Origin of the sequence: Rhodococcus tukisamuensis NBRC 100609, assembly GCF_001894985.1 — a bacterium.
Classification (GTDB): Bacteria; Actinomycetota; Actinomycetes; order Mycobacteriales; family Mycobacteriaceae; genus Rhodococcus_G; species Rhodococcus_G tukisamuensis.
This window is the reverse complement of sequence record NZ_BCXG01000018.1, coordinates 1-12010: the sequence shown is the minus strand read 5'-3', so window position 1 is coordinate 12010 and position 12010 is coordinate 1. Positions and strand designations below refer to the sequence as shown.

General features: G+C 68.2%; 12 protein-coding genes. 7 read left to right on the top strand and 5 right to left on the bottom strand.

The features are described 5' to 3' along the window. The first annotated feature begins 26 nt into the window (after positions 1-26). Together RT2_RS17485 and RT2_RS17480 are read left to right on the top strand one after the other, a co-directional pair. Positions 27-506: an SRPBCC family protein gene (locus RT2_RS17485; protein ID WP_072846131.1), complete on the top strand. Its 480-nt coding sequence runs from the start codon at positions 27-29 to the stop codon at positions 504-506. Between the two features lie 273 nt (positions 507-779). After that, on the top strand, positions 780-1334 hold the full coding sequence (locus RT2_RS17480) for a TIGR03086 family metal-binding protein (RefSeq protein WP_072846130.1): 555 nt from the start codon (positions 780-782) through the stop codon (positions 1332-1334). Between the two features lie 42 nt (positions 1335-1376). On the opposite strand, the gene RT2_RS17475 is transcribed toward RT2_RS17480, so the two are convergent. From RT2_RS17475 to RT2_RS17460, 4 genes are all read right to left on the bottom strand, one after another. Continuing rightward, the gene (locus RT2_RS17475; protein ID WP_072846074.1) at positions 1377-2015 is read right to left on the bottom strand and encodes a GAP family protein; all 639 of its coding nucleotides are present in this window, start codon (positions 2013-2015) and stop codon (positions 1377-1379) included. Between the two features lie 679 nt (positions 2016-2694). Next, entirely contained in the window at positions 2695-3858 is a 1164-nt protein-coding gene (locus RT2_RS17470) for a 3-ketosteroid-9-alpha-monooxygenase, oxygenase component (protein WP_072846129.1), read from the bottom strand. Positions 3859-4041: 183 nt separating this feature from the next. After that, a complete protein-coding gene (locus RT2_RS17465) occupies positions 4042-4524 on the bottom strand; it encodes a hypothetical protein (protein WP_072846073.1) in 483 nt (160 codons plus the stop codon). Positions 4525-4849: 325 nt separating this feature from the next. Beyond that, the gene (locus tag RT2_RS17460) at positions 4850-6487 is read right to left on the bottom strand and encodes an amidohydrolase (protein WP_072846072.1); all 1638 of its coding nucleotides are present in this window, start codon (positions 6485-6487) and stop codon (positions 4850-4852) included. A gap of 202 nt (positions 6488-6689) precedes the next feature. On the opposite strand from RT2_RS17460, the gene RT2_RS17455 reads away from it, so the two are divergent. Both RT2_RS17455 and RT2_RS17450 read left to right on the top strand, forming a co-directional pair. Next, entirely contained in the window at positions 6690-7103 is a 414-nt protein-coding gene (locus RT2_RS17455) for a hypothetical protein (RefSeq protein ID WP_072846071.1), read from the top strand. A gap of 153 nt (positions 7104-7256) precedes the next feature. Beyond that, the gene (locus RT2_RS17450; RefSeq protein ID WP_072846070.1) at positions 7257-7994 is read left to right on the top strand and encodes a polyprenol monophosphomannose synthase; all 738 of its coding nucleotides are present in this window, start codon (positions 7257-7259) and stop codon (positions 7992-7994) included. Between the two features lie 89 nt (positions 7995-8083). Here the strand turns inward: RT2_RS17450 and RT2_RS17445 are convergent, their stop codons facing one another. After that, complete coding sequence (locus tag RT2_RS17445) at positions 8084-8716, bottom strand: TetR/AcrR family transcriptional regulator (RefSeq protein WP_072846069.1); 633 nt, start codon at positions 8714-8716, stop codon at positions 8084-8086. Positions 8717-8830: 114 nt separating this feature from the next. Here RT2_RS17445 and RT2_RS17440 point away from each other — a divergent pair, with 114 nt between their 5' ends. The 3 genes from RT2_RS17440 to RT2_RS17430 form a co-directional block, all read left to right on the top strand. Further along, complete coding sequence (locus tag RT2_RS17440; RefSeq protein WP_072846068.1) at positions 8831-10630, top strand: acyl-CoA dehydrogenase; 1800 nt, start codon at positions 8831-8833, stop codon at positions 10628-10630. A gap of 119 nt (positions 10631-10749) precedes the next feature. After that, positions 10750-11565, top strand: a complete 816-nt coding sequence (locus tag RT2_RS17435) for an SDR family oxidoreductase (protein ID WP_072846067.1) — start codon at positions 10750-10752, stop codon at positions 11563-11565. 47 nt (positions 11566-11612) lie between these two features. Next, the coding region (locus RT2_RS17430) for an acyl-CoA dehydrogenase family protein (protein WP_174556726.1) at positions 11613-12010 on the top strand (398 nt) is incomplete at its 3' end.

Below are 12010 nucleotides of genomic sequence, written 5' to 3'. Positions count from 1 at the left end.
ATCACCCCAGTGTCAAGGAAGCCGCCATGACCACGATCCATCTCCACCAGACGACCACCGCGACGCCCGAGCAGGTCCTTGCCGGTCTCACCGACTTCGGGCCGGGTCGCGAGGAAATCTTCGGCAACAGCGCAGACAGCTACCTCAAAGTGCATCACGAGGGCCCCCATGACGCCGATGTCACGGAGGGCTCGAACGGTATCTGGGAAACCCTGCACTACGACTGGACCGACCCCCATCGCGTCGTGATGAGGACCACGGACTCCAACCTGTGGGGTGGTGCCTCGGGCCACACCTACACCCTCACTCAGCAGCCCACAGGTGAGACCGAGGTGGATGTGGTCATTGTCCGCGACGGCAAGAACCTCAGGGGACGGCTTCTCGCGGGCGTGCTCGGAGTCTTCGGCACCCGCGTCCTGGGAAAGCCGTTCAGGAAGTCCGTCGAGGCCATCGAAGCTCACAACGGCGGCGCGAGCGGAAAGCAAACTCAGACGCCAGAACAGTGAACTGGAGGCCGCCTGACGGGCGGTCGGACCAGCGAGCGACGCGACCGATGTTCGTCACGGAAAGCCTGCTGGATCGAATCAAGTGGCGGGCAGGCCGACAACGAAGTCCTGAGCCTGGCGCCGCAGTGCCCGTGCCGGGTCAGACCTACCTGCATCCTCACGCATGCGCTTCTCTTGGAGGGTGTTTCGGCAGCGCTCCTGGGTGGATGAGGCCCAGTTCTGCGGGTCGGCCGTCTCCAGCTTCAAGTATGCGTGCACCCCTAGGAGGTCATGATGACTACTCAGGTCGACGATCTGATCGGTGCCGTCGCCATCACGGACACCATCGTCGCCGGGGTTCGCGAGGGCCAGTGGAGTGGGGAAACGCCGTGCCAGTCGTGGTCGACCGGTGACGTGGCTCGACACCTCGTCGAATCCCTGACCAGGTACGCGGACGCGTTCGGTGCGGCGCCGGACGAGACCGCCGGCGGAGCCAATGCCGGCCAACTCGAGGCATACCGGAGGGCGGCCGCCCGGTTGGTCGCCGGGGTGAGCGCGCCAGGAGCGGCGGACAAGACTGTCACCGTCCCCTTCGGGACGGTGCCCGCGGCGGTCGCCTTGGGGCTGGGTGCGGTGGAAGTTCTCGTGCACGGCTGGGACATCGCGACCGCGTCGGGGCAGGACGTCGAGTGGGACGACGGGATCGCCGAGCGGGCGTGGCACTTCTCCGTGGCCGCCGTCGGCTCGATACCCGACGGTAGGTCGCCCTTTGCGCCGCCTCAGCCGGTCGCGCCGACCGCACCGCCGATCGACCGGCTCGTGGCACTGCTGGGACGCACACCCGGCTGAGCGCTCCCCTGCGTCAGACGCCTGGGGACGAGGCGGACATCGTCAACGGCCAAGCCCCGCTAGCCCTTCGCCGAGAACATTGGCGCCCAGGATGAGCAGCACCAGCACCATGATCACGGTGTTGTTCGCGACCATGAACTCACGCACGGAGTCCAGCAAAGACGCCGCGCGTTGCCCGCCGACGAAGTGCGCGATGACCGCGCCGACCACGATGCAAGAGCCGAGGGCTACGAAGCCGATCACCGCGATGACGAGATCGCCGCCGTGCACTCCGGTTTCGATGATCTCGGCGGTTGCCGCCGCCGTCAGTACGAAGTTCTTCGGGTTGGTGCCGGACAGCAACGCGCCGAGCATCAGGGAGCGTCGCGCCGTTGCGTCGCCGAGCGAGGCCATCCAACCCGGGGGATCGACCTCGTCGCCGGCGCGCGGTCGGGTCCCCCACTTGCGCACCCCCACCGCGATGAGGGCGGCTCCGGCGAACACCCGCAGCCAGTCGGCGAGGGCCGCCGACGTGCTGTCCGGGTCGTCGGCGCCGGAGAGGGTCGCCAGCACGAGCGCGGCCACCGCCGTGAGGCCGGCGACCCACCCGACAGCAAACAGCACGCCGTTGCGGCCACCATGCCGGCCGGCCAGGAGCAGCACCACGCCGATCACCGGAAACGGACTGAGCGCGATCGCCAACGCCGCCGGCAGCGAGGACCCGATGGCCTGGAGTAGCAGCGGAGGATCCCTTCGACGTGCACGCCCGAAGGTCCGGAGGTGTCAGCCCCGAAATCTACGCGCAGTCGTAACCTGACCGGTGGTGGCCGTTCCGCGACTGCGCGGAGCCTGTGCGGGAAGTCGGTGAGTTCTCCCGATTGGCGGGAAGGTTCGACGGTGGAACGGGCACTGGGTGGCTGACGCCCGAGGTTTCGGACACGCGTAGGGCCGGGGATGAGGTTTCCGGCGGCGAACGACACCGGTGGCGGAAATGCGTCGGTGGGCCAGGTGGGAACGGCCGGTATGTGCGGACCGACAGGCGGATGGCGGAATCTCCATGTTCTTGCCCAAAGAGTCGCCGCCGCACGAAGGCCGCTGCGATCGGTCTTTCCGGTCTCCTCGCATTGTCTGCCGCAGCGTGCGGCGGAGCATCTGAGGCCGCACAGGGATCGAACCCAGAATCAGGATCCACGACAGAACTCTCGGTCGGGGTATTTCCCGTCTTCGTGAGCCTCCCCGTTTGGGTGGCGCAAGAGCAGGGCATGTTCGTAGACCGATTGCCTTCGGATCAAGTTCTGTTGCAGGGCATCCGATCTCGCGGCGCGGATGCCCTGCATCGTGCTCACTTCGGCTGGCGCCGGGTCGAAGTGCCGCGTGGACGTCAGGCGTCCACCTGCACCGGCGTGACACCGTTCGCGACGTTCTCGGCCACCTCCTCCTCCCAGCTCTTGACGGCCCGGTCGGTGTCGATCTCGAACTCGAACCGCGCGGTCATGTCCTCGGTGACGTCCTCGACGTCCACGTAGAACTGCTTGTACCAGCGGCGCAGCTGGTAGACGGGGCCGTCCTCCTCGGAGAGCAGCGGGTTGTCGATGGGCGACTTGTTCTTCCAGATCTCGATGTCCTGCTCGAAGCCGATCTCGACACCTTCCGCGAACTGCTTGACCAGATCCGCGGCCTCCTCGTCGGACATGTCCTGGGGCTTCTTGACCATCGCGCCGTACTGCAGCACGAAGGAGTTGTCGGAGACCGGGTAGTGGCAGTTGATGAGCACCGTCTCGATGGTCGTGCCCCGGGCGTCGCTGAACAGCCAGTCGATCATGTACGACGGGCCGAAGTACGAGGCGTCCGATCGCAGGCTGGAGTTCGGGTCGTCGTAGCTGGTGCCCACCGAGACATCGTGCCGCGGAGTCGAATTCATGTACTGGGTCGCGACGCGTCCCTCGAAGACGTTCTTGAAGTAGCGGGGGAAGGCGTAGTGCACGTAGAAGAAGTGCGCCATGTCCACCACGTTGTCGACGATCTCGCGGCAGTGCGAGCCCTCGACCAGCAGCGTCTTCCAGGTCCAGTCGGTCCACTCGTCGGTGCCGTAGCCCTCGATCTCGGGGATGGTCACCTCGTCGGTGGGCTTGCTGCCCTGCGGGTCGTGCCAGACGAACAGCTGACCGTTGCGCTCGAGGGTCGGCCAGGACCGGGTCTTCGCCAGCGGCGGCACCCGGCGCGCGTACGGGATGCCGCTGCACTTGCCGTTGCCGGCCCAGCGCCAGTCGTGGAACGGGCAGGCGATCGAGTCGCCCTTGACGGTGCCCTGGGCGAGGTTGCCGCCCATGTGCCGGCAGAACCCGTCGAGGACGTTGATCTTGCCGTCGGACTCGGACGCGAAGACCACCAGCGAGGTCCCGAATGCCTTGACCTCGTGAGGCTTTCCGTCCTGGAAGGACTTCAGCAGACCGAGGCAGTGCCAGCCACGGGCGAACCGGGTCGGGGCCGCCGCCGCCTCGATGACCCTGACCTGGTCGGCGTCGGAGTGGGATTGCAGCGTCATCGTGACCTCATCTCTCTCGTGCGTGTTGCACATGGATGTGATGAGGACATGTTCCGTGACGGCGCAGCGGTTTTTGGGGAAGTTGGTGAGTTCTCCCGGTCACCGGGAGGGTCCGACGGTGAAACGGGCGCTGGGTGGCCGGTGTCCGCAATTGCGGACACCGGCCACTCAGCTGATGGTCGACTAGCTGTCGAAGCCGAGCAGGCCGAGCAGGTCGCCCAGGCCGAAGTCTGCGCTGCCGCCGCCCGGGGTCGTGGTGGGCGTGCCGGTCAGGACCACCTTCGCGGGCTCGCCGAGCTTGACGTACGGGTTGGTGCTGGCGCCTTCCTTGCACTGCGTGATCACCGCGTAGGTGCCGGCCGGCAGCTCGATGGAGGTGCCGGTGGCCTCGCCGCCGGTGAAGCCGGCATACTTGATCTCGTCGACCCGGGTGGTCTTGTCGTAGACCGCGGCGTCGAACGGGAAGATCTGGGCCTCACAGTGGTTCATCGCCTCGGTGGTGGCGATGTTGTGGAGCGCGACGGTGACGGTCGTCGTGCCGGTGGTGACGGTCGAGGAGCCGGTGACCGTGGCCGAGCCGAGGGCCGGGTTCGCGATCAGCGCGATAGCCGAGAATCCTGCGATGACACCGGCGGCGCCGATGCGCCGCGCGAGCTGTGAAGCCATGTGATGAGTTCCTTTTCGATCGTCGCCGCGCCCCACGCACGCGGCGAATGGTGTTCGTGCCGGAGCCCTCGGGGATCAGCGGTCGAACTGCCGGAACCCCCGTACCGAGGCACGAGATGGTAAGCCTTCCCTTGGTGAGGGCAGGCTCAGTAAAGACTGCTCGGGGCGCGGCTGTCAACAGCCGCCCTCGGCAGCAAAAGTGCAGGTAAGGGCACTGAAAGACCGTCCAGTTCGAGACGTCCGATTTGCCTGGGCGGTAGGTCCGGTTTGCCCGGAAGGTGCGTCCGGATTGCCCAATTCGGGGTGTTCGGCCGCCCGGGTCGGACTAGCCGAGCCGGCCATGGACCGTCCGACCTTCGAAGACGGTGGCGACCACACGTAGGTCCGCGAGGGTGGCCGGATCCACCTCGAGCGGGTTTCCCGAGAGGACGACGAGGTCCGCGTGCGCGCCGGGGAAGAGGGAGCCGACGACGTCCTCGCTCTGCAGCTGCCAGGCAGCGTTCACGGTCTGGGCGCGCAGCGCCGCGTCCACCGGGATTCGTTCCTCCGGGCCGACGACACGACCGCTGGGCGAGAGCCGGTTGACGGCGTCGTGAATGTTCCGCAGCGGGTTCGCGGGGGTGACCGGACCGTCGTTGTGGAACGAGAACCGTTGGCCGGCCGCCAGTGCGGAACCGGCTGCGGCCCAGGTGCTCCCGTGTTCGGGGCCGAAGAGGTCGTCGACCAGCACGTCGCCCCAGTAGTGCAGGTGGTCGACGAAGATGCTGACCGTCACGCCGAGATCGGTGGCGCGACGGAACTGGTCGGGTCGCATCGCGCCGACGTGTTCGAGGCGCAGTCGGTGGTCGTCGCGCGGATTCTCCCGGAGCATCTGCTCCCACGCGTCGAGCACCATCGTGATCGCGTCGTCGCCGTGGGCGTGACAGGCGATCTGCCAGCCCTTGTCGAAGTAGGCGGCACTGATGTCGTGGATCTGTTCGCCGGTGTAGTTGGCGTGGCCGTGGGTGCAGGCGATGCCGAGCGCGCGGGTGGCCGCGGTGTCGAGGTAGGGAAAGCTGGTGGCGACATTGCCGACCCAGGGCGACCCGTCCGACCAGACCTTGATGCCGACCTGACGCACCAGGTCGTCGCCCTCGCCCGGAGTGGCGTCGGTGGTGCGTTCCGGGTTGGACATCTCGTACAGGCGCAGCCGTGTCGTCAGGGCGCCGGTGGCGGCGATTGCGTTGAGGGTCTGTCGCATTCGCGGGTCGAACGACATCTCGCCGATCGTGGTGATCCCGGCGGCGTTCAGGCGCGCGCACTCCGCGGCCACCAGCGCGGGGAAGTCGTCTCCGACGGTCATCGCGTGCCCCGCGACCGCGAAGACGGCCGGCGTCTCGTAGGCGGCGCCGTCGAGTTCGCCCGCCGCGTCCCGGCCGTACGAGCCGCCCACCGGGTCCGGGGTGTCTCGATCGACCCCGGCGGCCGTCGCGGCGGCGGTGTTGAAGTAGGCGACGTGGCCGGAGTTGTGCATGATCACCAGCGGGTGCTCCGGTGCGACCGCGTCGAGCCAGACGCGGTTGGGCTCGGGTAAGCCCTTCTGCAACAGTGGATCCCAACCGTTGAGGAAAGCGCCCGCGGAACCTGCGGTGCGGACCGCGTCGTGGACGGCGCGCACGACGTCGTCGGCGTCGGGCATCGTGACCGGCCGGACGTCGACGACGGCCGGGCCCAGCACGATCGCCTCCTCGAGGGGATGTCCGTGCGGTTCGACGAACCCGGGTAGGACGCAGGCCGTGCCGACGTCGACGGTCGTGGTGGCCGGCCCGATCAGCGCCTCGACCTCGGCGCGTTCCCCGACGGCCGCGATCCGGCCGTCGCGCACCGCCACCGCCCGCGCCCGCGGCCGCGCCTCGTCCATGGTGACGACGTCGCCGAACAGCACCAGGTCGGCGGGTGCGGCGTCGGTCCGGTTGCTGTGCATGGCGGCCTCGTCTGGTGTCGCAGCGGCGGTCGGTTCCCCGGTTCGCTCGACGCTAGCGCCTCCGCGGCGGCACCGGCGTCGATCACCTCGTGTAACTCCTTCGACTCTCCCGGCGATGTGTCCTGTGTCGATGCCTTTCGGGCGTCCTGGGCTTCAGTGGGGCACATCGACCGACCGAACACCCGTCGAGGAGAGGTCTGACATGAGCATCACCACCCACCGCGCCGCCCGGATCGCCGCGACCGCGGCCGTCGCCGCCACCGCCCTCCTGGGGGCAGCAGGCACCGCTGCGGCGGACGAGTGGCCTACGCCGCCGCCGTACCCCAGCCCGATCGTCCCGTACGACACCAAGGCCTTCCTGATGCCGACCGACCTCGACTACTGGAATCCCTTCGTCAGCGCGGACCGGCTCACCTCGCCGTTCGGTACCAGCACCCGCATCGTGTGCCAGGGCTTCCACGGGGTCACGACCGACTGCTGGCAGGCCGACCAGAACGGGAACCCGCACAAGCTGGTCAAGCTCGCGTACGACTTCCCCGGCTCGACCGGCTCGAACCTGCCCGGCGGTGGCCCGGGTCACTTCGTCTACCCGGGATTCATCCCCGGAATCGGGTAGCAAACACCCAGCAGGTCGCCCGCCCACCTGGGCCGGAGGCCGCCTGGCTGGCATTCCGGGGTGGACCCGGTAGTAGGATTTGTGATTTGTTCGCGACCGCACTCGTCGTAGCACCTCACGACAGTCGGGATCACAGATCAAATGAAGGTTGGTATGAACAGCGTCGCCCCGAAGATCACCGTCGTTGTGCCGACCTACAACGAGCGCGACAACCTGCCGAAGATCGTGGACCTGCTCGCGGCGCTCCGGCTCCCGAACCTGCATGTCCTGGTCGTCGACGACAACTCCCCGGACGGCACCGGCGACGTCGCCGACGCCCTCGCGGCCGAGGGTCCGATTCCCGTCGCGGTGCTGCACCGGACCGTCAAGGACGGCCTGGGGCGCGCCTACGTCGCCGGGATGAGCCGGGCGCTGGCTGAGGGTGCGGACATCGTGATCCAGATGGACGCCGACCTCTCGCACCCCACCACGGCGATCCCGGCCATGGTCGAGAAGCTGACGACGACGGACGCGGCGGTGGTGCTCGGGTCGCGGTACGTCGAGGGCGGCGCGGTCGCGAGCGACTGGCCGTGGCACCGCAAGGCGCTGTCGGCGTGGGCGAACTTCTACGTCAACGCCATCCTGCGTCTCGGCGTCAAGGACGCGACCGCGGGCTTCAAGGCGTGGCACGCGCAGACCCTCCGGGCGATCGACGTCGAGTCGGTGCAGTGCAACGGCTACGCCTTCCAGGTGGAGATGAACTACCGCACCGTCCAGCACGGCATGACCATTGCCGAGGTCCCCATCAAGTTCGAGGAGCGCAGCATCGGCGTGTCCAAGATGAGCCTCGGCGTGCAGCTCGAGTCCGCGCTGGTGCCGTGGAAGCTGCGGTTCGGCAAGCGCACCAACTGATCGACCACCCCGAACGGGCGGTTACCGGGACAGCGGCCGAGAGGCCTCCCCGGTAACCGCCCGTTCGGCGTCTGGAGAGCCCGGTGACGTCAGGTCCCGGTGACCATCGCGGTGGCGAGCGCCGCGTAGTGATCGGCGAGAGTGGCCGGATCCGCCCGCCCGGGCTGGAACCAGCGGGCCACGTCGATGCCCATCGAGAGGATCGCCAGCGCAGCGCTGGACACCTCGGGAACGACGAAGTCCCCGCTGTCCACTCCCCGCTGAATCTCTTCCCGCACAAACCGTTCCGTATCGCGACGGATGACCGCGACCGTCTCGTGGTGTTCCGGGGTCAGGGCCGAGAGTTCGTACTGAGCGACCCGGCACATGGTGTGGTAGCGGGCATGCCAGAGGGTGAAGGCGCGCACCAGTTCACGCAGTCGGTCGGCGGGGGCGGTGTGCTCCGAGACCGCGGCACGAATGGCGGTGAGGACCCCCTGGTGGCCCACCAGGCTGCACTGGAACAGCACCTGCTCCTTGGTGCTGAAGTGCACGTAGAGCGCGGCGGGGCTCAGGCCGGCGCCCTCGGAGATGTCCCGGGTGGTCGTGCCGTGGTAGCCGCGGGTGGCGAAGCAGTCGACGGCGGACGCGATCAGGCGCCGGGCCACGTCCGAGGTGACGTCGGGGAACAGTGCTGCGACGGACTCGTCGAGGCTCGCGGCGGGGGCCGGTCCTGGGGTCATGGCGAAATTCCTCGGTGATCGTGGCGGTGGGTGATCTCTTGACATCATGCACCACGCAGGGATACTAAGTAAGCGCTTAGTAGGACAGCTACCCGCCGCCGGAAGGACCTCCCCATGACCACGCCCGCCCTCTCGCGTCGAGATCTCGACTTTCTGCTCTACGAGTGGCTGGACGTGACCGGGTTGACCACCCGGCCGCGATTCGAGGAACACTCGAAGGACACCTTCGACGCGGTGCTGGACCTGTGCGCGGACATGGCGACGAAGCAGTTCGCGCCGCACAACAAGAAGTCCGACGCCAACGAGCCGACCATGCGGCCGGACGGCACCGTGGAGCTGATCCCGGAGGTCAAGGAGGCGCTGGACGTGTTCGGGCGGGCCGGGCTCGTCGCCGGGCAGTTCGACGAGTCTCTCGGCGGCATGCAGTTGCCGACCGTGGTCGCACGGGCCGCGTTCGCCTGGTTCCAGGCGGCGAACGCGAGCACCTCCTCGTACGCGTTCCTGACGGTCGGCAATGCGAACCTCATCGTCGCGCACGGCTCCCAGGAGCTGATCGACACCTACGTGCGTCCGATGCTCGAGGGCCGCTACTTCGGCACCATGTGCCTGTCCGAGCCCCAGGCCGGCTCGTCCCTGGCGGACATCACCACCCGGGCCGAGCCGCAGGAGGACGGCAGCTACCGGCTGACCGGGACCAAGATGTGGATCTCCGGCGGAGACCACGAACTGTCCGAGAACATCGTGCACCTGGTGCTGGCGAAGATCCCGGGTGGGCCGGCCGGCGTCAAGGGCATCTCGCTGTTCGTCGTGCCTAAGGTGTTGCCGGACGGCGAGGGTGGGCTGGGGGAGCGCAACGACGTCACCCTGGTGGGCCTGAACCACAAGATGGGCAACCGTGGCACCACCAACACCCTGCTCAACTTCGGCGACGGCACCCACACGCCGGGCGGCCGGGCGGGTGCGGTCGGCCACCTGGTCGGGGAGCCGAACAAGGGCCTGTCCTACATGTTCCACATGATGAACGAGGCGCGGATCGGCGTCGGCTTCCTCGCCATCTCGCTCGGCTACGCCGGGTACCTGCAGTCGGTCGAGTACGCCCGCACCCGGACCCAGGGCCGGGCCGCCGACGACAAGGACCCCACCTCGCCTCCGGTGCCGCTGATCCGTCACGCGGACGTGCGGCGAATGCTGTTGGCGCAGAAGGCGTATGTCGAGGGCGCGCTGGCGCTCGGCCTGTACTGCTCCAAGCTCGTGGACGAGCAGGACACGGCCACGGACGCCGCGGACTCGGCCCGGGCGACGCTGCTGCTGGACGTGCTGACGCCGATCGCGAAGAGCTGGCCGTCGCAGTGGTGCCTGGAGGCGAACAGCCTCGCGATCCAGGTACACGGGGGCTACGGCTACACCCGCGACTACGACGTCGAGCAGTTCTACCGCGACAACCGGCTCAACCCGATCCACGAGGGCACGCACGGCGTCCAGGGCCTGGACCTGTTGGGCCGCAAGGTGGTGATGCAGGGCGGGGCCGGCCTGGCGCTGCTGGCCGAGACGATCGGTGCCACGGTCGAGCGCGCCCGCGCGGCGGGCGGTGACGCCGCCGGGTACGCCGACGAACTCTCGAGTGCGCTGCAGCGACTTGTCGGGACCACCCAAAGGCTCTGGGCCGACGGGGACGCTGCTGTGGCACTGGCGAACTCGTCGATCTACCTCGAGGCGGCCGGTCACATCGTCATCGCCTGGATCTGGCTCGAGCAGGTGCTGGCCGCCGCCGGCGCCGACGGCGACTTCTACGAGGGCAAGCGGCAGGCCGCGCGCTTCTTCTACCGCTACGAACTGCCCAAGGCGGGCCCGCAGCTGGACCTGCTCGACAGCCTCGACCGCACCACACTGGACATGGAGGCCGCCTGGTTCTGAAGCGGTGGGGCCTGGTTCGCGAAGGCGTGGGCCCAGGACCGGTCATCTATTGAACTTGACGGCGGATTCAACTATACAGAGCTGAGCGCTCCGGCGGACGGCGAAAGAGGAGACATCTCATGAAGGTCGCGCAGAAGGTTGCCATCGTCACCGGCGGTGGCGGCGGCATCGGCGGTGCCCTGGTCGCCCGGCTGGCCGCGGACGGCGCGAAGGTCGTGGTCGCGGACCTCGACGAGGCGGCCGCGCGGACGGTCTCCGAGAAGGTCAACGCCGCCCACCCGGGCACCACCGTCAGCGCGGGCGCGGACGTCTCGGACACCGCCCAGATCTCTCGGCTCATCGCCCTCGCGGAGTCCGAGTTCGGCCCGGTGGACATGTACTTCGCGAACGCCGGCATCACCGGGGCGACCGGACTCGATGCCGGCGAGAGCGACTGGGACCTGTCGATCGACGTGAACCTGCGGGCACACATCCGTGCCGCCCAGCTGCTCGTCCCGCAGTGGCTGGACCGGGGGGAGGGCTACTTCGTGAGCACCGCGTCGGCGGCCGGGCTGCTCACCCAGATCGGTTCCGCCACCTACTCGGTGACCAAGCATGCCGCCGTCGGCTTCGCGGAGTGGCTCAATGTCACCTACGGCGACCGGGGAATCCGGGTCAGCTGCCTGTGCCCGATGGGCGTGAACACCAAGCTCCTCTACGAGGGCCAGGAATCCGGGGACGCGCTGGGGATGGCGGCCACGCGGGCGGTGACCGCCGCGGGCGACGTGCTCGAACCCGACGCCGTCGCGGACGTGGTGCTTGCCGCCGTCGAGGACGAGCGATTCCTGATCCTGCCGCACAAGCAGGTGCTCGAGATGTACCGACACAAGGGCGCCGACTACGACCGGTGGCTGCGCGGGATGCGGCGCTACCAGCAGACCCTGCTCGGCGACTGACCGCCGTCGCCACTCGCCGAATTTTCCTTCCATCCAAAGGAGTTCAGATGTCCATGTTCGACATTTCCGACCGTGCAGAGAAGTACCGGATTGACCTGCTCGACTTCATGGACACGCACGTCTATCCGGCGGAGGCGGTCTACGAGCGGCAGATGCGTGAGTCCGGTGACCCGCACTTCCAGCCGCCCGTCCTCGAGGAGCTCAAGGCGGAGGCCCGCCGGCGTGGGCTGTGGAATCTCTTCCACCCGCACCCCGGGGTTGGGCCCGGCCTGACCAACCTGGAGTACGCCCCCCTCGCGGAGATCATGGGTCGCAGCCACCTCGCCTCCGAGGCGTGCAACTGCAATGCCCCCGACACCGGAAACATGGAGGTGCTCCAGCTCTTCGGGACCGAGGAGCACCACGAGAAGTACCTCAAGCCGCTGCTCGACGGGACGATGGCGTC

Excerpts from the sequence above, each read along its gene's own strand:
- RT2_RS17485 (WP_072846131.1), top strand. The coding sequence starts at position 27 with ATGACCACGATCCATCTCCACCAGACGACCACCGCGACGCCCGAGCAG.
- RT2_RS17480 (WP_072846130.1), top strand. The coding sequence starts at position 780 with ATGACTACTCAGGTCGACGATCTGATCGGTGCCGTCGCCATCACGGAC.
- RT2_RS17470 (WP_072846129.1), bottom strand. The coding sequence starts at position 3,858 with ATGACGCTGCAATCCCACTCCGACGCCGACCAGGTCAGGGTCATCGAG.
- RT2_RS17465 (WP_072846073.1), bottom strand. The coding sequence starts at position 4,524 with ATGGCTTCACAGCTCGCGCGGCGCATCGGCGCCGCCGGTGTCATCGCA.
- RT2_RS17460 (WP_072846072.1), bottom strand. The coding sequence starts at position 6,487 with ATGCACAGCAACCGGACCGACGCCGCACCCGCCGACCTGGTGCTGTTC.
- RT2_RS17455 (WP_072846071.1), top strand. The coding sequence starts at position 6,690 with ATGAGCATCACCACCCACCGCGCCGCCCGGATCGCCGCGACCGCGGCC.
- RT2_RS17450 (WP_072846070.1), top strand. The coding sequence starts at position 7,257 with ATGAACAGCGTCGCCCCGAAGATCACCGTCGTTGTGCCGACCTACAAC.
- RT2_RS17445 (WP_072846069.1), bottom strand. The coding sequence starts at position 8,716 with ATGACCCCAGGACCGGCCCCCGCCGCGAGCCTCGACGAGTCCGTCGCA.
- RT2_RS17440 (WP_072846068.1), top strand. The coding sequence starts at position 8,831 with ATGACCACGCCCGCCCTCTCGCGTCGAGATCTCGACTTTCTGCTCTAC.
- RT2_RS17435 (WP_072846067.1), top strand. The coding sequence starts at position 10,750 with ATGAAGGTCGCGCAGAAGGTTGCCATCGTCACCGGCGGTGGCGGCGGC.